Source organism: Gammaproteobacteria bacterium (genome assembly GCA_032250735.1).
Lineage (GTDB): Bacteria > Pseudomonadota > Gammaproteobacteria > SZUA-152 > SZUA-152 > SZUA-152.
The window spans coordinates 37,477-59,093 of record JAVVEP010000007.1 but is presented as its reverse complement, the minus strand read 5'-3'; the positions used below and the strand labels follow the sequence as shown (position 1 = coordinate 59,093).

The window sequence follows — 21,617 nt, the reverse complement described above, 5'->3', positions numbered from 1 at the left end:
TGGGTTACTACACATGGTTGCTGCATAGTTTGTTGCTACTCACATACCCAACACACTCTGGCCTTTCCCGATACAGGGAGCTGAAAACCGCACCCCGGAAATAACTGTGGCCAACGGACTCCGTCGGCCACATCACGCACCACGCATGTTGAGTGCTATTGGGGGCTAAGGCACATTCATGCAGGCCTCAGTACTGCCGGCCATCCAGGCCACACCCGTTTGCCCGTTGCCCGGCGCCCCGACCGATCCACAGTTCGCGGGCTGCCAGTTTCCGCTGGCCGCAAAAGAGGCCACTTTTAGCGCGGCGCGGTTGTAGTAAGGTTGATTCACATAACCGGCGGTAGTGCCGTTACGCCGTTGGGTGCCAATACTGAGCCCACCCTCGGGGCCCACATCATTGAGGTTGACCAGGAAGTTCTTGTTCTTCCAGCCATGGGGCACCGCCACGTGGCACAGGTTGCAGCGGAAATTGGTCACCTGATTGGCGTGGAAAATGTGCAGGTTGTTCATCACCCCACCGCCGCCATCCATGCCGCCCATGCCGCCGCACATGCCGCCACCGCCCATGCACATGTCGCCACCGCCCATACCTCCCATACCGCCACCACCGCCACCATCGGCACCCAGCTGAAAACCGCTGTCCAGAGGCGCCGTGTTATTGGGGTCGGCATACTGGGCGAAGTCGTGGCACTTGAAACACAGGTGACTGGTTTGACCAACACCGGTACCGGTAGTGCGATCACCGCTCCACGGCCCCTTGAGGAGGAAGTTATTGTTTGAGCCATGCGGTCCCCACACCGGGCCATTGGGTTGTGAGCCACTGGGCACCGCCGTACCGTTGGCAGTGTTGCTGCCATGGCAGTCACTGCAATACATCGTCTGGGTACCGACGGCGCGGAACGGCGCCAGCCAGATATTGGCGCTGGCCATACCGCGTGAGGCGGGAGTGCGCTGGGTGGGCTGCATCACCGGATGCCAGGAACGGTGGTTGTTGGCATTGGAGCTGGCGCCGCCAGCAGTCCCTACACTGCGGGGTTCGCCCGCATGCGCAGACGGCGAATTGTATTCCCGCGCGATGTTGGTGTAGCGCGTCATGCCGTTGGTACCCGACGGCGTGGTAGAGCTGCCACCCAGCGCTGGCGGGCCGTCGTAGCCATTGGGGAAGGCGAAATTGGAATGACACTTGAGGCACACCTGGTATTCGCGGGTCACCCAGGCGCTACCGACCGTGGTGCTGGTGCTGGTGGGTTCACCGCGCTTGATGGTGAAGCCCGATGGGTCGACGTGGAAACTCTCGCTGGCATATACCGGCTCCACACCCCAGATGCCGCGCAACACCCCGGAGGCGATATTGGTGTGCGGCTGAGTGTGATCATGCGTACCTTCGACATCCATTCCGCCGCTGGCATTGGTCTGGGTGAAGGATCGACGCTTCACCACCCGGTGCGGGTTATGGCAATCGGTGCACTCGGCGTGGCGGTCATTGACATTATCCCGCCCCATGTTATTCGGGCCTTCGATGAAGTCTGCACCCAGGCCATCCATACTGGTGCCCGTCAGACCATCCGCGTTGCCGATGTTGTGCACCTCGAAGCTGGCTCGCTGTTCGGCGGTGGTGATGGGCATGTGGCGCGCCATCTGGAAGTCGGTCCAGACATCCGGCACTTCGAAGCTAGTCCCACCCTGGCCGTTCAGCGTGCCGCGATTGGGTGAATGGCAGGCAAAACAGGTCTCTTCGATGGCGGGGCTGCCGTTGCCATTCTTGATGTTGTAACCGGACGACGAGGCAAATGTGCCCGCATCCGTGCCCGCGCGCAGCAGACGCCGCGAACCCTGTACCGTATGGGTGTCATGACAGGCCAGGCAGGCGGTCTCCCAGACCTGGGTGCCGCGCGGGAACTCACGCACATCCGCGGCGGCATTGGTGTATTGCTCGTTGGCCACTGCCGGCTGCGCATGGGCCGAGGTCTCCCAGCCCGCCTTGGTGTGACAGGCAAGACAGATAATATCCGTTGCGGGCAGGAAGGTATTGGAACCATCCGGCCGTGTTTTCTGCAGGCGATTCAGGCGCAGGAATTTGATGTTTTCATTGGTCGTATCACGAATATGCGGGTCATGACAGCTGACACACTGTACCTGTCCCGTGTTCGAGGTGGGATTGTTCGCCACCGCCGGCTGTAGATGGATGTCCTGTTTGGTGGGCCGCGGCGTTAACCCCCGCACCCGGATCGGATTCTCGGTCGGGCTGCGCATCTCTCTATCGGCCGAGACCAGGGCCGAATTGTAGGTCAGCGAGATCGGATGATCATTGGTCAGATCCTTGCCAAGAAAACGTGTGTAACCCGTGGTCGAGCCCTCACCCGGCGCCATGACGCCACCACTGCCGGTGCCCTGCATCGTGATGGCAGATGCCCCAAAGCCTCCACTGCCGGCACGATTGCGGACACTGCCGATGGCGATACTGCCGTCGTGACAGGAAAGACACAGTTTGGAGACACCATTGGGCTGTTGGATGGTGGAATCGATCGATCCCGATGCATAGACCGTATAGGTGGAACTCGCAGGGATCTCGCGATTCCATAACGGGCCCTCGCCGAGATTGGCGCCGTGGGGGGTGTGGCAGAAAACACAGATTTCAGACTCATTCTGTGAGCGCACCACCCGCTGATCGCCGCCACCGAGGATATTCGGCGTGACGGTGGAGGAAAAGTTGTGTTTGGTATTACGAATATCCGAGACGCGCGCCGCCGACGCCGATGAACTCCACAGCACAGCTGCGACGAACACCACACTGCCTGTGACGACAAAACTCCTGATTCGCATAGCCACTCCCACTACTGATAACTACTGGCCATTCGACGTTTTATATCTTTACTGGCTCACTGCACGTCGATCTGAGGGCCCGGCTCGCTCTGGCCACCCAGTTTCACTTCCTTGATGACATTGGCGTCACCAGGCAGGTTTTCCTGAAGATACTGAAAGATAACCACGCGACCGTTATACATGTCGGCAACATAGATCCGATTGCGTGCATCCGACCACACGCCGGCGGGCAAATAGAACTGGCCTATGCCATCGCCGGTGCCACCAATGGGCAGTAAAAACCGCGTATCTTGGTCATATACTAACAAGAAATCGTGAAAAGACTCAACGATATAAATATTGCCTTCGCTATCGGCAGTCACCCCTTTGGGCCGTACCAGGTTGCCCATATAGAGCCCCCTGGAGCCCGCCGAACGGACAAAATTCCCGTCCGGGTCAATCACTTGTATCCGGGCATTAAAGGTATCGGTAACGTAGAGTTTGCCACCGACGAAGCTGATGTGCGTCGGCGCATTAAATTCACCGGGTTCGGTGCCCACCTGGCCTATCACCTGCACCAGGGTGCCGTCATCGCTGAACACCTTGATATTGTGCTCTGCCGTATCCGACACATAGATGCGACCGCTGGCCAGATTAATCGCCAGACCGGTGGGGCGCTCCAGATCGCCAAAGCCAAAATCCGCCTTGGGATTGCCCTCCCCATCCAGACGGATAATCCGCCGCAGCTCCGCATCCGCCACCAGCACATCCCCATTACTGGCGACACCGACACCCACGGGCGACACAAAATTCAGGCTCTCCGTCGCCTCTTTCCAGATCGCCATCTTTCCCTGTTTTTCATCGAAGACAAACACCGCCTGACGTCCCGCGTCCGTCACCAACACCCGCCCCAGGGCATCGACCGCACCGCTCTGCGGGCGCAACAGGTTTCGCGCACGATCCGGCTCATAACCAAGGCCGACCAGGGCCCGGAAAAACTTGCCAATGGCGGCGCCGGCACCCCCATCATCTATCGCCTTGAGGTTGTCCTCACCCGTCAATTGCCCCACATAACTGAAGCGGGGTTTGTCCGGCAAGGGCGGCCATACCCTTTCCTTTTCCGGCGCATCGTAGCGCAACAGGTAGCGGGTTTCGCCACAACCGACCATTACCAGCGCGGCCAGAATCAGCAGCACTAATAAAGAGCATCTTTTCAACGTTACAGGCTTCATCGCGGTGACAATCATAGTAGGCGCTAACCCTCTGGCGTCTCAAACACCGCCGCCGACGGATTGATACGTAGCACCTGCACACGCTGGTTGAGGGTGTCAGCCACGTAAAGCAGATTATTGTTTATCCACATACTCGTTACCAGACGAAAACGCCCAGGTGCCGAACCACCACCCCCGTAGGTCAGCATTAACTGCGCATTTTGATACACCTGAATGGCATTGCTGGAACGGTCACTGACATAGACACGTTGATCGCTATCGACCGCCACAGCACTGGGGAATGATAATTCGGATTCGCCAAACGAATACTGGTACTGGCCCTCCCAGTCGATTACCTGCACCGGCAATTCCAGCCGGTCCAGCACATACAAACCATCGGTGCTGCTGGTCATATAGGTAATCGCGCGAAAACGGCCCGGACCGGTACCACGCCGGCCAATCGCCCGCGTCGCCTTACCCAGACTATTGAACACCACGATATGGCTGAACGATCCATCGGCCACGAAGACATCACCGCTCTGTTCGTTGACCACAACATCCATCGGCCGTGAGAGATTCGCCAAATCCTGAAAGGTCATCAGCAACTGGCCCTGCTCACTAAACCGCAGCACCTTTCGGCCGATCGAATCGACGATATAAAAGGAACGGTCCTTTGCCACATAGATATTGCCGGGATTACCCGCGAAATGCGTGGCAATCTCACCCACCGGCTCTATCTCGTTGGTCAGCAGATCGTATTTGTAAACCAGCTTCGGGCCGGCATCGACGATATACAGCAGACCGCCCACGCCACCCACGGCAACCGGTTGCTGCAAGATGATCTCATCCGCCTCACCAATCACCAGCCGGTTCAGCTGCCCGGAAAACCCCTTATAGGAGCGGCGACCGCCTTTAATGATGGATTCTGCAGAGAGGAGTTTTGCCCCGACCTTTTGCGAAAAGCCGGTATCACGTTTTGGCTCTGCCGCCTGAAGCGCCTCACCCTCCAGGGCAAACTTCTCCAGCTCGGCAACACTACAGGCCGCCAGCGGAACCGCCAGCATGAACAGAAGAACAGAATAAAATCCAGGCAGACTACCGAAGCCCAACATTTTCACGGGCTACGCTATGACACCGGTTACACTGCAGCGGCGGGAAGGCAACCTTCCCGTGGCATACACCGCAGAACTCGCCTTCAATGATCGCAGCCATGGTGACAAAATTACCACCGCGCTGCGGCAGAAATATAGCCGGATGACAATTTTTACAGGTGAGCCATTTCGTATGCGGCAGATGGGGGAAGCGCACATAAGGCATGGAAGCGGTATTTTTGAAAATGACATCGAAATCGACCGAATGCATTTTTTCATCACCGGTCAGTCCGGTACGCGGGGCAATCAGTCCACTGTCCAGCGTCTCTACCCAGTTTATGACCCCGCGTTCATCCCGGGGAAAATCCCGCATTGCTTCTGCGGGCGGCTGCAGGGTTTTGACCGCATCATTGTCCGGATCATGAATACCATCTTCAGGGATCGGCACGACATCACCATGCAACTGATAATGACCTCCGCCCTCTTCGGCAAATAGCGGAGCGGAAATGAACACAACACCGGCCAGCAACAATGCTGCCAACACCTTATATTTTAAATATTCCATAAACTCTATTCCGCGCATTGGCTGCAAGTCTGCTGCGTACCCACCTCTCCAGCCCACAGCACCTGCCTCACTTATTTTCTCGATGTATCCCAAAAGACAATCTGATCCGACATTAAGTTGCCGTCATGCGACATTATTGCGCAACACCCACCATGCGCAAAGCCCGGCGCACGGTTGTGGTTGCCTGCATCATCATCCCGATAGCGGACGGATAATCGCCGGCATCTGCCTTCTCCCTGGCCTCATCACGCCGTTTGCGCGCCTTTTCCAGAAAGCTTTCCATCAGCTTTACCGCACCGGCGGCCGGTTTTTTTGCCTCAATGGCGATCGGAATCAACTCTTCATAACTGTTGAAACGCTTTACTTCATACTCGTATTCATCGGCGGGTGTTTCAAACTTGAGGTCATAGACGAGGGTTTTGGAATCCAGCATGCCATGCAAGGCACCGGTAATTGTCGCCTGGGCCTGCGCCAATAATTCATTGGCATGCACATAATTCTTCTGCTGGGCATACGCCTCTGCGCTGGCCAGGGTCTCAGCAAACGCCTTTTCATCATATTTAATGCCCGGTGCCAGATCACCCTTCTTCTCAAGGCTCTTCACATTATTCTGATACGACTGCTGATAGCCATGGATCTCGTCCAGGGTGTGCTTATAGCTCTCGGCCAACTGCGCCAGCTCTTCGTCACCCGGCACCAGGCGCGTCGCATCGCTCAACATCTTCAATGCCTGATTCGCCATCTCCAGTGCCTCGGCCTGTGCACCTGCCTGCGATTTATTATGGCCTTCAGTCACCAGCCGTTTTGCGTCAACCACAAACTGTTTGGCCTCTTCATTTTGGCTCGCCATGACACGCTTGGTGCCCTGGGCGCCGGCCATCATCTCCGCAAACATCAGCTTTTGCTTGACCTGCGCCTCTGTCACCGTGGATTGCGGCGCCGCTTTTACTGCACTCGCATCGGCATCTGTAGCTGGGCGCTGCCCGACATTAGCGGTCTGGCCGGGATCCACAATATGGATCATCGCCCCCATGTAGGGGTGGTTGCGACAGGCATAAAAGAGCTCATCGGGGCTGTCCTTGCCGGGCTTGAAAACCATCTTGCCCTTATACGTATAGTCGCCCTCCACGCCCTCCGCATACGGTGCGCTACCCCAGCCGATGGCCTTGGTCGACAGATACACGTCATGCTTTGCATCCGTATCAACGTCGAACACATAGGTCTGGCCACGCTCAAGCACGATTTCCTTGCCGGAAACACCATCGACAAGGAATCCCATCGCATGCCCCTTGCCATAGGCCGGATGTCCTGCCTGCTTTGCACCGACGGTGATCACAAAATTATTTGGGCCGCTTGATACCGGCACGGATGAGGCACCCGCACGCTCAGCCGTCGCTGGCGCCGCTTTTGTTTCAGGGGATGGGTCGCCCCGAGCGCCTTCAACCACCTTTTCATCGGCGACGTCTACCGCTGGTACGGACTCGGTGACAGCCGGCGTCTCTCCTGCAGTTATGGTTTCATCTGCAACCACAGCAACAGGAGGTTCATCTTTTGCGGGAATCGCCTCCATCGCAATCGACGACTCGCTCATCTGCTGCGGCATCACTTCGACCACCGGCGGCGTCACGGCTTCAGGCTCAGCTTTCACCGCATCCGCTTTTACCGGCTCTGTTGGAGTATTTTTTGTCGTGTCCAGCTGCCCCTCATTCGTCTCCTCTGGTTTAACCGTTTGGCCGCCACAGGCAACCAGACTCAACAAAGCCACCAGGCAATAAAACCGCGAAATTTTAGAGCAGAGAATTGACATACATACACCTATACAGAAAGCTGATTTACTGATTTATCGTCACTGCCAGCTGAAACCTGTAACCCTGAAAGAGCAAAAAACGGCGCAGACGTGAATCTGCGCCGTATTTCTGTCTAAAAACCTAGACCACCCTTTAATCCCGAACGTCGGTTACGACTAGCGCCATGGGTTTGTCAGGCTGGCTTCACTCTGCGGTGGCTTCCAGTCAGCCGGTTTAGGCTTCGAGTGGCATTTTGTGCAGGACTTGGTGGTAATTGGGAACGACACCTTGCCATGACAGACACCACACTTCTCACCCAACAAAATCGCCGACATGTTAATCACGTTGGCGTTGCGCTGAGGGATAAAGATTTTAGGATGACAGTTCGAGCAATGTAGCCATTTTGTATGCGGCTTGTGCGGAAACACCACATCCGGCATGGATGCCTTGACTTCGCGCACGATGTCCAGATCCATCACCAGAGGCTCAACAGTGGGATCAAAACGGTCATAACGCGGTTTCAGCAGGCCTTCATCAAGAGCCTTCACCCAATCGACATAGTTCCCAAATTCAGTGGTTGGCAGTCCGTCATAGGCAATCAACGGTGGCTGCAGAACATGGGTGCCATCATTAGCCGCGTCATGAATACCATCCTCGGGTGGCGCTGCGTTGCGGTGCTCGTCTTTCTTCAGCAGGCGGTTAAACGTATTCGCCCCGCTGACATTACCTTTGGCAGACTTTACATCCTTCATTGGTGCTTCAGCCGCCTGCACATTCATCCCAATGAACATGCAAATTGTCATCGCGCCCAACAAGAAGCGTGTAATTTTCATTTTATTCCCCCCTCCTTGTTAGTTATTTAGCGGGCTGACCCAGCGATTTATAGGTCGGTGCAACCAGGCGCTGTACGGTACTACCGTGGATCTGGGTCGGTGTTCCCGGCACGCCGGAGTGACACATGCCGCAGTTCTCAACCGACCATGAAATCTCACCGTTGTGGCATGCGCCACAGAATTTACCGTCGATGATCTTCGCCATGGTGATTTTGTTGCCGCCGGCCTTGAATGCAAAACCCAGATCTGCATGACAGACCTTGCAACGGAAACGAATCCGGTGATACCAGTGCGGAAATACTGCAGGCCGCATACCCGCCGCATCGGCATAATTGTTGATTACTACGTCAGCATATTCAGCCTGAGCTGCCTGCGGCAACACCAGTACAGCCAACATACTCAACAAGCCAATTGTCGCTGACTTGAACATAGAGCCTCCCTCCATCAATTCACCTATAAACTAGAATTCATGCACCAACTGTAATTTTATTATGTTAGCGCGACGCACATCTTACCCCACATTAAAAACTTCGGGTAGCCTGAAAACTCATTGACTTGGTCACAGTGCCGCCAGGCGTCTCAGAGACCCGAAACGTCAGCGATGTCGTTAGCAGGCCCAAACTATAGCGAAACAGCGACTCCCAGCGCAACGTGGAGCTCGGTTGCGGACTATCAATCTGCTTGCTGCCGGTCAGATTGGAGGAAAATTGCAGATTGTAAATACCAAAGGGGCGCTGATGCCGGTACGCCGCGCCACCGCCAAGGGTCCGGTTTCCACTCACCTCTTTCCCACCCGCCTCATTTTCCGTCTCACTCTGGCTGGCCGAGAAATCCATATTTCCCGATACACTGCTTAATCGGCTGATCTCGTAATCCGCGTTCACGCTGGCGCCGAAATCGTTAAAGACCGCATCTCTCTCCCCATAACTCCTCGAATCACCCGCCCTTGTGCTGAAATACACCGAACCCCGTTGACCACGGCGGTTCCAGCTCATATTGACCCCGTGATTCAGCGTGCTCGAAAGCTCATCAGACTCGGAATTTTTGCTGCCGGAGGCCGCCTGTGACACGCCCGCCGTTACCGAGGAGCTGGGCCCGCCCTGCCACGACCTGGAAAGATTATGACCAATCCCCGTCCTCACGGACTGTCTGTCAGTGGATATCGACGTCAGCGATGTGTCGGTGCGGGTGGTGGCATTGGACACTCCCCCACCCCACTGCCAGGAATAGGAATAGCCTGCGAATTGATAGCGCGAGCCGGTATACGACATATCCGCCGTCTGCGAGGTCGACAAGGTCTGTGCATTTTCGCTGTCGAAGGTACCTACCGAGGCACCCGCGCTAAAATTTAACGCCCGGGTTATGCGATAGCCCACACTCAGGTTGGTATTCAGACTGCGGGTGGTCGTTGTGTCGGTGCCCTCCGACACACTCTCCGACAGCCGGACACCCCCCGAAACATTCACCGCACGATGCTCCGGACGCCAGTAAAAGGCGCTAAATGCCTGGGAATCCTGCGAAATCGTGCCTGTACCGCCCGGGTCAACCTCGACATAGGAAACCAGGCTGTTCACGCCCAGCTCATTGCTCGGTGTATAGACATGATTCAGCGACAGCGAATCCACCGACGGTTCTACGGTGCCACCCTGGGTCCTGGTTGATGAGTGTGCCCCGCTCACGACAAACGACTGATGGGTCAACCGCAGTGAATACTCCAGCCCATAGGTCGTGCTTTCGGAGCCAAAATTGTCCCCCTCAAACTCGGTCAGGTAATACCAGGCGTTATACAGCTGCCGATAGGCGCGCGGGCGATAACTCTGCCGTAGCGACAAACGTGTCACATGAAAACTGACATCACCTGATGACTCGGAAAAAGACTGGACTGACTGGGAACGGCTGTCGGTCTGCGCATAGGTCAGCGAAAAGGGGAAGCGACTGCCCGGAAACACGCCCAGGGAAAAACTACCGGTCCCCACCACAGAATCCGAGCTGCTCGCCGAGGTTTCCGTATTCGACAGCCCCAGGTTCAGCGCCATCGACGTGGTGGCAAACCAGGGTTTCCAGATATAGCCGGCCGCATCCACACCCAACATCAGGCTGGTTGTCTCCGACTCGTTTCCCGCGCTATTCACATAGCCATAATTGTAGGCCAGCTGCCCCGACCAGCTCAATGGCACCAGCCCACCAAAGGCCGCAAAGGCATCGGCACTCAGCAGACACAAGACGCCAGCCACCAATAGCAACCGGTGCCGCAGATATAAGCCGCTAGAAAACATAGTGATTAAAAATCGTACCCATGGTGGCCGCAATAGACGTACACAGACCATCACCTCACCGTACGAAACACCCCCCACTCTACACAGTCGCGCTGTCTACCCAGCCAGCCCAGGCACCTGACACAGAACACACATGCCAGGGCCGAATCAGCGGCCACTCTTCCCGCTGCCACTTTCACGCGTTATTGATACGCTTATTTTTCTCAGCCTGAATCCGTGGTTTAAACGTGGAGGCAGGCTCAGGTCAACCCGTACACAACCAATGATGTGCAGTGTATGTTAGCCAAATAAATGGCGCAAATATCCTGGTGACAATCACCGCTACCGGCAGGCTTCGTTAACGCCAGGGTGCATCATTCATCTCAATGGTGGCGGCGCTACGTAAATCTGCCAGAAGCTTTTTCCACGCCGCCTCACCCTTATCGCGCAGGTACAACTGTTCCGCCCGTTCCTTTACGGCATCCAGACTGTTCAGACTGGGCTTCTCGCGCTCGTCCAGGCGAAAAATCGACACCCCTTCCAATAACACCACCGGCGAGGACACCTCACCAACTTCCATGATGTCCAGCACCTTTTGGGCGTTTTCACCGAGCATGCCGGTGTGCACAAAACCCATATCGCCGCCATTTTGGGCCGATTTATCACTGGAGTGAATGCGCGCCAGCTCTGCGAAATCGCCGCCCGCACCGATGCGCTCAACGATAGAGGCCGCCTCATCGCTGGCCTGCTTCCATACCTCCGGGGTCGATGCGGGATCCACACGCAACAATATCAGCGACACCCTGACCCGCTCAGGCGTAGTAAAAAGATCCTTGCTGTCCTCATAAAAGCGCTTCAGCTCATCCGCCGTGGGCGCCGGTACATCGCGTACCCGATCTTCCAGAACCTTTGCCAGGCTTTCGTTATTGAGCTTCTCGCGCACCTGCGGCAGCACCGTCTCACGGGCCTTCTGCCAGTCCGGATTGTCCTGATACTTGGCATCAAAGGCCTTTACACTCTGCTCCACCGCCTCTGCATCCGGCTGCAGCTTGCGCCGCTTTGCCTCCTGCACCAGCAAGGCCTTTTCCACCAGACCCTCGGCGACCTCTTTACGGTATTGTTTGATCTCCTCTTCCGGCACCTTGCCATGATAGAAACGCTGCTGCATGCCTCGGCGCAATGCCGAAACATACTCACCCATGGAGACAGGCTCGCCATTGACGATGGCGATATAGTCCAGCGCCTTCGACCCAGCCGTCGCGGTCGCCTTATTGGCCTCAGCGGCTGCCGCCGTCGGGGGCGCCGCATCAGCGGCCGGTGCAGCCACTATTACGCCGCTCACGCCCTGCAACACACATAAAAACAACACCACCTGCAAAATACGCATCTATTTTTACCCTTAACTGTATTTAACCCAGACCGTATTTAACCCGGATATTTCATAAATTGCACGCGCCCTCGTGAGACCTTTGATTCTACGAAGGAGATTTTCTTAAAGGCGGTTTTCTCAGTCGGCCATCATCACCGATACATCATGATCAGGAAAAGGGCCTCGTGAAATCAATCCCGTGACGCAAGCCTCACGCAACACATGAAATATCCAGACTAACGCCAGAAGACGACTACCAGACGATTTTTAAACGCGCATAAAAAAAGCTGGCAGCCTGGGCGTCTCCGCCAGGCTGCCAGCCCTCTACCTACCCACCAAAAGCTGACTCAGCTTACTTGTTGTGGCAGGTCAAACAAACACGACTACCGGTATTGGACTGACTTGCTGCCGCCACCGACGTAGTGCCGCCACCAAGAGCCGTAGTCAGGTCAACCGTACCTGGCATACGCAGGAAGGTGGTGGTCTCGAAGTGAGGATCATGGCAGGAACCACACTCTACGAAGGGCTCTTTCTCGCCCGCAAAGGCCGCACCATTATTCGCGTTAGCCGCAAAGCCTGTGGTGTCGCGGGTATAGAGCTTGAAATCCCACTTATCAAAGCTACCGGTCGTACCTGCTACAGTATTATCGACATACCAGCGGCCAGCAGTACCAATCGGAGTGGCCGGGAAGAAGTCTTCATCCCGTGTCGCCCCGGTAGCACCAAGGCCGCCACCGTTCAGATTGCTGACAGAATAACCACCACCACCATACTGCATGCTCACCGGGTGATCATTTCGCAGATCGGTACCGATCTCCCAGATATTGGCGCCACCGCCATCCACAGAGCCCTGGAATGTACCATTTATATCCAGGGTACCGTCTGTGGTCCAGGTCCAGCCTAGACCATTGGCACCACCGCCGGTTGCATCAAAACCACCGGAACCCGGGGCATTGAGGATGTTATCGATCGCCTGGGTACCATCGTGACAGGTCAGACAGGCCAGAGAGACCGAACCCACCGGACCCACCGCAGCATCCAGGGTGGAGGTGCCCAGTTGATCGTAGGTAGTGAAGGTCGCCGTAGTCAATTTCTTATTCCAAATTGGCACCGGTGCACCGGTGTCACCACCGTGTGGCGTGTGGCAGAAGATACAAATTTCTCCCGTATCAGCCGTATGATTTGGTCCGGTGCCCGTTGCGCCCAGATTATGGCGGGTATTGGTAATACCCGCCGATGCGCTAACAGCGACCAGGGATGTACCCAGGACGACTGCTGTTGCTACCGCTGCTTTCACAAAATGATTCATTTGAAACCCCCTATGGCCTCGTGCATTTAATTTATAGATTCTAAATCGTTGCTGCTTACTGCCTGGTCTTCTTGCTGCTCAAACTAATTGATCTATCTATTACTTCCTATTCTCGCTTCCTAACCTTCGCCGCTCCAAGTGACATCGCGCTGATGCAACCCATTCGTTAATAACTAATCGGCGCATCTTGTTTTGTCATTAACGGTTACAAACCCGTCCTGAAAACTTCTCCCTAACTTGTGCATACTTTTTAGCATGCCCATCCGGGAAATGTCAACTTTTCAGGCTTCTCGATACATTATCACCAAATCGGACTTTAATCTTCGAATCGTCAAAAAAATTTTCCATAACAACCTTAAAAAACAATCAATTACCAATATGACCCAAGAAAATTTGTCACCCTATCATTCGCGTATCGATAAAAAATAAACCCTAAAACTGTGATCGGGTTCACACAAATTTTATTTGACTAACGAAGACTTTATATTCTCACTTCGACTGCAATTCCGATTTATATTCTGTTTAGAATATAAGCGAATTTTCCCGCAAGCACGTCTTGGCACGCACGACCGTTATTTTAGCAGGTCCCGTTGCTCGACAACTTCCGCCCGCTCTGCCTCGCTCAATTGCTTCAACACATCCACCTTGGCAAAGGCCTGATCCACGATATACACATGCCCCAACTCATCCAGCGCTACGCCGGCCGGCATGGCGTACTGCCCCGGCCGGTCGGCGATCTCCTCGCTACCAATCGCCAGCAACAACTGGCCCTGCGGGGTAAATACCTGCACATTCCTGAACGCCGCATCGCTGACGTAGACATTCCCATCGGTGCCGACCGCCAGCCCTCGCGGCCGCGCAAGATCCCCAAAACCACGGCCCACCTTTCCCCAGGTGCGCAAAAATCCGCCGGTCGCGGTAAAGGCCTGCACGCGGAAATTACCGGCATCCAGCACATAGACCGTGCCATCGGGGGCCACGTCCAACTGGGTCGGCAGGTTGAACTGCCCCGTGCCCTCGCCACGCTCGCCGAAGGCGAACTGTTTTACCCCGTTCGCGTCGAAGACCACCACCCGGTGTCGAGGGCTGTCGATACCGCCCGCATCCACCACATAGATCCGCTGACCATCGGGCGAGACCGCCACGTCCACCGGCCGATCGAACTCCTCCATACCCCCCATCGCCAGCCTGAACATGCCATAGGCGTCATACACAAACACCGTTCTGGCGCTCACGTCAGCGATATAGATCTGGCTGTCGGGGCCAACCGCCACCCCCATCGGCTTGGCCAGCACACCCTGCTTACCCAGGTGCCCGAACTGGTACATTTTCTGGCGCGGCAGATTAAAGATAAAGCCCTTGCGCAACACCGTATCCGTCACCACCACCAGGCCATGCCCCGCCGCCACATCAAACGGTTTGCCCAGTACGCGCGGCTGTTCCTTTTCACCTGTCATCGCCCTCTTGAAGCGGTCTTCCGCAGTCACCGCGCGCACACTCTCCTCAGAGCGAAGCGTGGTGACATACTGATAACGGGGCTCCACCGGCGCACTGGGCCAGTAGAGCGGCTTGTCCGCCGACTTCTCCACGGTGGAGGCACAGCCCAGCAGCAACAGCGGCAGCAGGCCGCCCAAAATTTGAATAGTTTTTTGTAAAGACATCAATCCGATACGCCGCATGAAAAACAAGCCAAGCATGTTGATAGAAAGCGACGGGCAGTGCAAGTGACAGGGAAGGGTAATCTCAGGAGGGAGAGAAAAAAATCGGCGCGCATACGCAGCGGCACAACGCCAACTATTGGCCAACGGTTTAATCAGCGGCATAAAAAACGGGGCCCGAAGGCCCCGTTAGGGTTACTGCTATTTATTATTATTTCAACAAATGCCAGGCAAACAGGTTGCTTAGAACTTGTGGATCATACCCAGGGAGAAGCCAGAGGCATCTTCACCGGTGACTGCAGCTACAGTGCTGTCATGGCCACTATTGGTAAATCCTGCACCTGCAAGATCATCATTGCTGATCGCGGCATACATGGCATAGACGCTGGTGTTTTTACCCAGCTTGTGATCCACACCCAGGGCCAACAAGGCACTGGCGGTATCGCTGACATCAGACTCGGCCATGGTGTACTGCAGCTTGAAGGTGTTCATACCGGCCTTCATGGAACCACCCAGGGTCATCATGGTCACTTGACCGGCATCACCCTTGTCACCGTCCAGATCACTGACCTGACCGTAACCGGCCAGGAAGGTCATTTCGTTCATCTTGTAGGCGCCAGTGATGATGTCACCGGTAGAGTCATTATTGGTGGTCAGATTGCCGCCGCCATGCACTTCATGAGCAAACATCACCTTCAGAGGACCCTGTTTGAAATCGATACCGATACTCATGTCAGTATTGTCTTTACCGGTCTCTTCCGGGGCATAGGCCACCGCCAGATCCACAGCGCCGAAGCTGTTGCTGTACATCAGGACATTGTCACGACGATCGGCATAGTCATCTCCGCCAACTTTGGCGCGGGTGACGGTGCGATGATCACCGATGGTGTCGCCGAACAGGTCAGCCTTACGACCGACGGTCTTGAAAGGCATGTCGTGACGACCGGCGATGATCTGACCGAAACCACCCTTCAGGCCCAGATAGGCGTTACGGTTGCCAGCAAGCCCGCCAGAGGCGGTAGAGTAATTGGTAGACATTTCATACTTGTAGACCGCCTTCATGCCGCCGTCCAGATCCACCGCACCCTTGATACCCAGGCGTGAAGAGTTGCTAGAGACAAACAGGCCATCGGCTGCATCACCCGTACCACCGTTATCCATGCTGTCCACGGACAGGTGGATCTTGGCATAGATAGTAGGTTCGTCGGCGGCCATGACTGCGGTAGAACCGGCAACCATTGCGGCACCAACGGCAATTGCTAATAATTTTTTATTCATGAGAGAGCGCTCTCCATAGTTATTTGTAAGTTATTTAGATTTGATTTTATTAATGCTGTCTTGTCGACGTGGCTATTTATAGCAGCTCTGTGCAGAAGTGCAACACTCTTTTACCAAAAATGGTGACCTTGGTCACATTTTGTGGCACAAAAACAACAGAAATGGCTGTAATGGGTGTTATTTGTTCAGGAATTGACGGTCCCGGCGAAAATCGTCCAGCACCGTTAGCGCGTGTTGCTTTCGTCCGCCGCAACAAGAGCTTACCGGAGAATGGTGAACCTTTGTATCACCGCATACTATTTTGATGCCTTGCTGCCGACAAGGCCGCGCTCGCCTGCACCAAACCCACCCGTCGTAATCACCCACCGTAATCACCCACCACAAAAAAAGGCCTACCGTAAAGCCGGTAGACCTTTTTAATTTTGGCTGGGAGACTAGGATTCGAACCTAGATTAGAGGAGTCAGAGTCCTCTGTCCTGCCGTTAGACGATCTCCCAAAAAAACAGTGACGGGTTGCTAGGTGTTAGTGACTAGGGGTTGGGTGATTTTAAGGCTTCGAAGTGCTTAATCAGACCGTGAAGCATCTTTGAGATTTCTTTTGCTTCGCGCTCAAAATCTTTCGCTATTACTGAATCGATAAATCCTGCCTCTCTACCGATCAATAGCTGGGTCCAGAATTCACCACAGGAGCCTTTGGCGATTTTTAGAAATTGGATGCAACTACCAAGCGAATCGCGCTCATAACCTTCCGCTATATTGGATGGTACGGAAAGTGCTGAACGTGTTATTTGGTCCCTGAATCCGTATTCATTGCAACTGGAAAGTGCTTTGTAAAGGTCAACAGACAATCTACAAGAACGCCGCCATACATCCAGTTTTTCCAGCGCTTCCATGCGCCTTTCCTAGCCACTCGTCCCTCGATACTCGCAACTAACCTGTTATCGTTTCGAGAACTGTGGACGCTTGCGGGCTTTGTGCAGGCCCACTTTTTTACGTTCAACTTCACGGGCGTCACGTGTCACCAGCCCGGCATTACGTAACGATGGGCGCAGGGTTTCATCATATTCCATCAGGGCACGGGTGATGCCGTGACGGATGGCGCCGGCCTGGCCGCTATTGCCGCCACCGGTGACGGTGACATTGATGTCGAAGTTTTCCATCATGTCGACCACGCCCAGCGGCTGACGCACGACCATGCGGGAGGTCTCGCGGCCGAAGTAGACGTCCAGCGCAAGCGCGTTGACGGTGATGTTGCCGGAACCGGATTTGAGGAATACCCGTGCAGTAGAGCTCTTGCGACGGCCTGTGCTGTAATACTGTTTGTCTGCCATTCTGTCTGCCTTAGCGGTTAGCTAATGAATAAAATAAAAGTTAGATGTCCAGCGGCGTGGGCTGCTGGGCGGCGTGCTGATGCTCGGGACCGGCATACACCTTCAATTTACGGAACATGGCGCGACCCAGTGGATTCTTGGGCAGCATGCCTTTGACGGCGGTGTTGATGATCCGGGTGGGATCCTCGATCACCAGCTTGTCAAAGGTGGTGGTTCTCAGGCCGCCAACATAGCCGGTGTAGTGATGGTATTTTTTGTCGGTCGCCTTGTTGCCGGTTACCGCGACCTTTTCGGCATTAATGACCACGATGTAGTCGCCCGTATCGATATGCGGGGTGTACACGGGCTTATGTTTGCCGCGCAGGCGACGGGCTATTTCGGTCGCCATGCGACCCAAGGTTTTGTCGGTCGCATCAATTACGAACCAATCACGCTTGACCTCGGCGGGTTTCGCACTAAACGTCTTCATCTTAGGCACTGCTCCAAAAAGATCTGTCTCGAAAAGGCGCGAAATACTAAGGTCTGGCGGGCCGACTGTCAAGCCGAAGATGGGTGTTAATGGGATAGTGCTGAGCGCCTGTAAAATGGCCGCAGGCTGTAGGGCGCAATAACCCAAGGGCATTGCGCCGTTATGAAATGCGTAAAAGACAGTCGCTGTATCGTAAAATCTTGCCGAAAAAAAACGCGGCGCCCGTTCATCACAGGGCCGCGTAAAAAACCACCAGAAGGAAGAGATTCTCATGAGAAGGGCGTTGAGTCGATTTTGAAACCGGCTTGCTCGCGCCTTTTCATACATCGCCCGAGATGTCTGGCATCATCGGGCAACGCGGAAAATTCTGCCTCATTAGTTATTTTGAGTCAATCAGAAATTATACTTGGGCATGACCGGGATTATGGTCCGTCCGTGCCTGCAATGCGCCTGACCAGGCGTGGTGAATCTGCTGTTTCAGCACCACCAGCTGGCCATGAAAAAAGTGTCCGGCGCCATCGATCCAGCAGTATTCCGGGGCATTGGCCTGCTGCTGCACCCAGGCCGAGACCTGCTGCGGGTCAACGATCTCGTCAGCGCCGCCCTGCACCACCATCCAGGGGATCTGTACGCCGCTCTCGGCGGAAAAGTCGAACATGGCCACGGGCGGAGCGACCAGCAGCAGGCGTTCGGCCTGCGCCGTTGCCTGGCTCATCAGGGCCACATAGGCGCCGAATGAAAATCCGGCCAGCCACAGCGGTGACTGGGGATGCCGGGCCCGCAGCCAGGCTACCGCGGCGAACAGGTCATCGACTTCGCCCCTGCCCTGATCGTAGCCCCCCTGCGATGCACCCACGCCGCGAAAATTAAAGCGTAGCGTGGTCACCCCCAGCTCGACAAAGGCCTTCGCCAGCGTGTGGGCGACCTTGTTGGTGAGCGTCCCGCCGTGCAGCGGATGGGGGTGACACACCACGGCGATGGGTGGCTGGCGCAGGCGGCTGCGCACATCGGCCCGGGCACTATCCAGCTGGGCCTCCAGCACCCCCACCGATCCGGGGATCAGGAAGCGCTCGCCGGTGGCGGGGGTCACCGCCGGGTCGCTATAGAGTGCGATGGGATCACTCATGACAGGCCGATCCCTAAATCTTTAAACGCTCGACCACACGCCCGTGCAGCAGATGCTCGACGACGATTTCCTCCACGTCTTCCCGGTCCACGTAGGTGTACCAGACATCATCGGGGTAGACCACGGCCACCGGGCCTTCATCACAACGATTGAGACAGCCCGCCGTATTGACCCGCACACAGCCCTGTTTACCTGCGATACCCAACTCTTTGGTGCGTTGCTTGGCGTAATCCCGCAGCTCCTGCGCGCCGAATTTCGCGCAGCAGGCGCTGCCGTCGGCTCGCTGGTTGGTACAAAAAAACAGATGGCGTTGGTAATAGGGCATGTGGATTTCCGCTGTAGTGCTGGGTCAGTACCGGGTTTTGTGCCGAGTGAGTGCCGGGTTAAAAAATCAGCCGGGATAAAAACCTGAAGATGACAGATAATAGCGCAATATCTTTTTTATTACTCTTCAAGTGCCACCGCCCGTGAACCTGCCGCTACCCACCGTCGCCCACCCCGCCCTGTCCGCCAAACTGGATCATTGCGTGATGTGCGGCATGTGCTCCCAGCACTGCCCCACCTACCTGCTGACGGCCGACGAAAATGAGTCGCCGCGGGGACGCATTGCGCTGATCTCCGCCTTCCTGTCGGGCCAGCTCACGGCCGATGCGCGCCTGCAGTCACACCTCGACCACTGTACCGGCTGTCGCGCCTGTGAGGCCTATTGCCCATCCGAGGTCGCCTTCGGCGCCATCATGGACGAGGCCAGGGCCCTGCTGCCGAAGACCTCGCCCCCTGCCCCCCACATCTCGGCCGCCACCGGCCGCTGGCTGCGACTCTATCAACGTTCCGGCCTGCAAAAACTGCTCCGTGGCAGCGGCATGCTGAGGCCACTGGGGCTGGCGCATAAAGAGGGCCTGCTGCCGGTGATCCCCAGACTGGACGCCTGGCAGAGCTACTACCCGCCCACCCCCGGAGCCGCCCCCCTCGGCGACGTCGGCCTGTTCACGGGCTGCATCGCCAACGTGTTCGACCGCGAGGCGCTGGACGCCAGCCGCCGCCTGCTTAACGCGCTGGGGTATGGCGTACATGTGCCGCCGAGGCAGGGCTGTTGCGGCGCCATGGCCCTGCACAGCGGACAGCCGGAGGAGGCCGCCCGCCTCGCGCAGGAAAATATCCGCGCCTTCGCCGAGCACGAGCTGCTGGCCATCGTGCATACCGCCAGCGGCTGCACGGCGCAGCTCAGCGAATATCCCCTGCTGCCGGAAGACCCGCATCAGGATGCGGATGCGGGCCATGCCTTCGCTGCCAAAACCTTCGCCGCCAAGACCTTCGCCGCTAAAATAAGGGACATCAGCCAGTTTCTCAGCGAGGCGCCATGGCCCGCCGAGCTACAGGCCGCGGCGCTGACAAAGACCGTCGCCCTGCACACGCCGTGCAGCCTGAACAATGTCCTGCACCAGGCAGACGTGCCCCGCCGCCTGTTGCAGCGCATCCCGAAACTTGAAATAGCGCCCCTGGCGCAGAACCCGCGCTGCTGTGGCGGTGGCGGTCAGTACCTGCTGGAACAGGTGGAATTTTCCCGGCAGCTGCGTGAAAGGACCCTCGATAATATCGACAGCCAAATGCCCATCGACCTCCTCGCCACCAGCAACCTCGGTTGCGCCCTGCAGCTCGCCGCCGGACTGCGCGACCGCGGCCAGGCCATCGACGTCATCCACCCGGTGGTGTTGCTGGCGCGCCAGCTGGGGCTAATCCAGGACCGCGACAGGCCGGAATAGAACAGGCTACACTTGGCAGCAATCACACATACGATATGGGCCGACAGATGAACAAAACCCAACATTCCTACTCCACCACGTCCTCCGCGCGACAATACTCAGCTTTCGATCAGCTGCTGATGGGCATCGATGTTGGCGTGCGCACCCTGTTCGGCCAACCGAAGATCACCGAGCGCGGCAATCCCGCCAGGAACAAGACCGAGGCCGAACTCAGCGCCAGCGAGCGCCGCCTGGCAGGCCGACTGATGCGCATCAATCACGCCGGCGAGGTGGCCGCCCAGGGCCTGTATCAGGGCCAGGCGCTCACCGCGCGACTGCCGCAGATTCGCGACCAGATGGAACGCGCCGCGCTGGAGGAAAATGACCATCTCGACTGGTGCGAAAAACGCACCCGGGAATTGGGCACCCACGTCAGCCTGTTCAATCCTGCCTGGTATGCCGGCTCGGCGGCCATCGGCGCCCTGGCGGGTCTGGCGGGTGATAAATGGAGCTTGGGCTTTGTGGCGGAGACGGAAAAACAGGTGGTCAAACACCTCGACGAGCATCTCCAGCAGCTCCCGGAACCCGATGCCAAAAGCCGCGCCATTCTCGAACAGATGAAAGAGGATGAAGCCCACCACGCCACGGTGGCGCTGGAGGCCGGTGGCGCGGAACTGCCCTATCCCGTCAAAAAACTCATGGGGCTCGCCTCAAAGGTAATGACCCGCACGGCGTTTTGGCTGTAAATCGGGGAATGTGGAATTAGGGGATGGCCCGTAGGGCGCAATAAC

General features: G+C 56.4%; 19 protein-coding genes and 1 tRNA gene. 2 read left to right on the top strand and 18 right to left on the bottom strand.

Translation table 11 applies throughout. The features are described 5' to 3' along the window. Positions 1 to 165: 165 nt before the first annotated feature. The 18 genes from RRB22_06045 to RRB22_05960 form a co-directional block, all read right to left on the bottom strand. Positions 166 to 2,823 carry a cytochrome c3 family protein gene (locus RRB22_06045; GenBank protein MDT8383957.1) on the bottom strand — a complete coding sequence of 886 codons (2,658 nt, stop codon included), beginning with the start codon at positions 2,821 to 2,823 and terminating at the stop codon, positions 166 to 168. Positions 2,824 to 2,879: 56 nt separating this feature from the next. Then, positions 2,880 to 3,998 (bottom strand): 6-bladed beta-propeller, encoded by a 1,119-nt coding sequence (locus RRB22_06040; GenBank protein ID MDT8383956.1) that lies wholly within the window; start codon positions 3,996 to 3,998, stop codon positions 2,880 to 2,882. 59 nt (positions 3,999 to 4,057) lie between these two features. Continuing rightward, positions 4,058 to 5,125: a hypothetical protein gene (locus RRB22_06035; protein MDT8383955.1), complete on the bottom strand. Its 1,068-nt coding sequence runs from the start codon at positions 5,123 to 5,125 to the stop codon at positions 4,058 to 4,060. Then, a complete protein-coding gene (locus tag RRB22_06030) occupies positions 5,109 to 5,669 on the bottom strand; it encodes a cytochrome c3 family protein (GenBank protein ID MDT8383954.1) in 561 nt (186 codons plus the stop codon). Before RRB22_06030 ends, RRB22_06035 begins: the two co-directional genes overlap by 17 nt. A gap of 133 nt (positions 5,670 to 5,802) precedes the next feature. Continuing rightward, positions 5,803 to 7,317: a hypothetical protein gene (locus tag RRB22_06025; protein MDT8383953.1), complete on the bottom strand. Its 1,515-nt coding sequence runs from the start codon at positions 7,315 to 7,317 to the stop codon at positions 5,803 to 5,805. Positions 7,318 to 7,632: 315 nt separating this feature from the next. Next, on the bottom strand, positions 7,633 to 8,289 hold the full coding sequence (locus RRB22_06020) for a cytochrome c3 family protein (GenBank protein MDT8383952.1): 657 nt from the start codon (positions 8,287 to 8,289) through the stop codon (positions 7,633 to 7,635). Between the two features lie 22 nt (positions 8,290 to 8,311). After that, the gene (locus RRB22_06015; protein ID MDT8383951.1) at positions 8,312 to 8,686 is read right to left on the bottom strand and encodes a cytochrome c3 family protein; all 375 of its coding nucleotides are present in this window, start codon (positions 8,684 to 8,686) and stop codon (positions 8,312 to 8,314) included. Between the two features lie 124 nt (positions 8,687 to 8,810). Beyond that, positions 8,811 to 10,523 (bottom strand): hypothetical protein, encoded by a 1,713-nt coding sequence (locus tag RRB22_06010; protein MDT8383950.1) that lies wholly within the window; start codon positions 10,521 to 10,523, stop codon positions 8,811 to 8,813. A 379-nt stretch (positions 10,524 to 10,902) separates the two neighbouring features. Further along, positions 10,903 to 11,931: a peptidylprolyl isomerase gene (locus RRB22_06005; protein ID MDT8383949.1), complete on the bottom strand. Its 1,029-nt coding sequence runs from the start codon at positions 11,929 to 11,931 to the stop codon at positions 10,903 to 10,905. Positions 11,932 to 12,265: 334 nt separating this feature from the next. Next, the gene (locus tag RRB22_06000; protein ID MDT8383948.1) at positions 12,266 to 13,222 is read right to left on the bottom strand and encodes a cytochrome c3 family protein; all 957 of its coding nucleotides are present in this window, start codon (positions 13,220 to 13,222) and stop codon (positions 12,266 to 12,268) included. 572 nt (positions 13,223 to 13,794) lie between these two features. Then, positions 13,795 to 14,883: a 6-bladed beta-propeller gene (locus tag RRB22_05995; GenBank protein MDT8383947.1), complete on the bottom strand. Its 1,089-nt coding sequence runs from the start codon at positions 14,881 to 14,883 to the stop codon at positions 13,795 to 13,797. A gap of 240 nt (positions 14,884 to 15,123) precedes the next feature. Then, positions 15,124 to 16,158, bottom strand: a complete 1,035-nt coding sequence (locus RRB22_05990) for a porin (protein MDT8383946.1) — start codon at positions 16,156 to 16,158, stop codon at positions 15,124 to 15,126. A 423-nt stretch (positions 16,159 to 16,581) separates the two neighbouring features. After that, positions 16,582 to 16,655 (bottom strand) — tRNA-Gln (locus RRB22_05985). Positions 16,656 to 16,688: 33 nt separating this feature from the next. Continuing rightward, the gene (locus RRB22_05980; GenBank protein ID MDT8383945.1) at positions 16,689 to 17,051 is read right to left on the bottom strand and encodes a four helix bundle protein; all 363 of its coding nucleotides are present in this window, start codon (positions 17,049 to 17,051) and stop codon (positions 16,689 to 16,691) included. Between the two features lie 45 nt (positions 17,052 to 17,096). After that, positions 17,097 to 17,489 carry a 30S ribosomal protein S9 gene (rpsI, locus tag RRB22_05975; GenBank protein MDT8383944.1) on the bottom strand — a complete coding sequence of 131 codons (393 nt, stop codon included), beginning with the start codon at positions 17,487 to 17,489 and terminating at the stop codon, positions 17,097 to 17,099. Positions 17,490 to 17,529: 40 nt separating this feature from the next. Next, entirely contained in the window at positions 17,530 to 17,958 is a 429-nt protein-coding gene (gene rplM, locus RRB22_05970; protein MDT8383943.1) for a 50S ribosomal protein L13, read from the bottom strand. Positions 17,959 to 18,358: 400 nt separating this feature from the next. Further along, positions 18,359 to 19,084 carry an alpha/beta family hydrolase gene (locus tag RRB22_05965; GenBank protein MDT8383942.1) on the bottom strand — a complete coding sequence of 242 codons (726 nt, stop codon included), beginning with the start codon at positions 19,082 to 19,084 and terminating at the stop codon, positions 18,359 to 18,361. A gap of 13 nt (positions 19,085 to 19,097) precedes the next feature. Further along, entirely contained in the window at positions 19,098 to 19,409 is a 312-nt protein-coding gene (locus RRB22_05960; protein MDT8383941.1) for a (2Fe-2S) ferredoxin domain-containing protein, read from the bottom strand. Between the two features lie 142 nt (positions 19,410 to 19,551). Between RRB22_05960 and RRB22_05955 the strand changes: the two genes are divergently transcribed. Beyond that, positions 19,552 to 20,847: a (Fe-S)-binding protein gene (locus RRB22_05955; protein MDT8383940.1), complete on the top strand. Its 1,296-nt coding sequence runs from the start codon at positions 19,552 to 19,554 to the stop codon at positions 20,845 to 20,847. A 47-nt stretch (positions 20,848 to 20,894) separates the two neighbouring features. Beyond that, positions 20,895 to 21,572, top strand: coding sequence for a 2-polyprenyl-3-methyl-6-methoxy-1,4-benzoquinone monooxygenase (gene coq7, locus RRB22_05950; GenBank protein ID MDT8383939.1), 678 nt, complete (start codon positions 20,895 to 20,897; stop codon positions 21,570 to 21,572). Positions 21,573 to 21,617: the final 45 nt, after the last annotated feature.

Bases quoted from the DNA above. Each gene is read 5' to 3' on its own strand.
- RRB22_05960 (MDT8383941.1), bottom strand. From the start codon at position 19,409: ATGCCCTATTACCAACGCCATCTGTTTTTTTGTACCAACCAGCGAGCC.
- RRB22_06005 (MDT8383949.1), bottom strand. From the start codon at position 11,931: ATGCGTATTTTGCAGGTGGTGTTGTTTTTATGTGTGTTGCAGGGCGTG.
- RRB22_05995 (MDT8383947.1), bottom strand. From the start codon at position 14,883: ATGTCTTTACAAAAAACTATTCAAATTTTGGGCGGCCTGCTGCCGCTG.
- rpsI (MDT8383944.1), bottom strand. From the start codon at position 17,489: ATGGCAGACAAACAGTATTACAGCACAGGCCGTCGCAAGAGCTCTACT.
- RRB22_05980 (MDT8383945.1), bottom strand. From the start codon at position 17,051: ATGGAAGCGCTGGAAAAACTGGATGTATGGCGGCGTTCTTGTAGATTG.
- RRB22_05990 (MDT8383946.1), bottom strand. From the start codon at position 16,158: ATGAATAAAAAATTATTAGCAATTGCCGTTGGTGCCGCAATGGTTGCC.
- coq7 (MDT8383939.1), top strand. From the start codon at position 20,895: ATGAACAAAACCCAACATTCCTACTCCACCACGTCCTCCGCGCGACAA.
- RRB22_06030 (MDT8383954.1), bottom strand. From the start codon at position 5,669: ATGGAATATTTAAAATATAAGGTGTTGGCAGCATTGTTGCTGGCCGGT.
- RRB22_06045 (MDT8383957.1), bottom strand. From the start codon at position 2,823: ATGCGAATCAGGAGTTTTGTCGTCACAGGCAGTGTGGTGTTCGTCGCA.
- RRB22_06035 (MDT8383955.1), bottom strand. From the start codon at position 5,125: ATGTTGGGCTTCGGTAGTCTGCCTGGATTTTATTCTGTTCTTCTGTTC.
- RRB22_06000 (MDT8383948.1), bottom strand. From the start codon at position 13,222: ATGAATCATTTTGTGAAAGCAGCGGTAGCAACAGCAGTCGTCCTGGGT.
- rplM (MDT8383943.1), bottom strand. From the start codon at position 17,958: ATGAAGACGTTTAGTGCGAAACCCGCCGAGGTCAAGCGTGATTGGTTC.
- RRB22_06015 (MDT8383951.1), bottom strand. From the start codon at position 8,686: ATGTTGGCTGTACTGGTGTTGCCGCAGGCAGCTCAGGCTGAATATGCT.
- RRB22_06020 (MDT8383952.1), bottom strand. From the start codon at position 8,289: ATGAAAATTACACGCTTCTTGTTGGGCGCGATGACAATTTGCATGTTC.
- RRB22_05965 (MDT8383942.1), bottom strand. From the start codon at position 19,084: ATGAGTGATCCCATCGCACTCTATAGCGACCCGGCGGTGACCCCCGCC.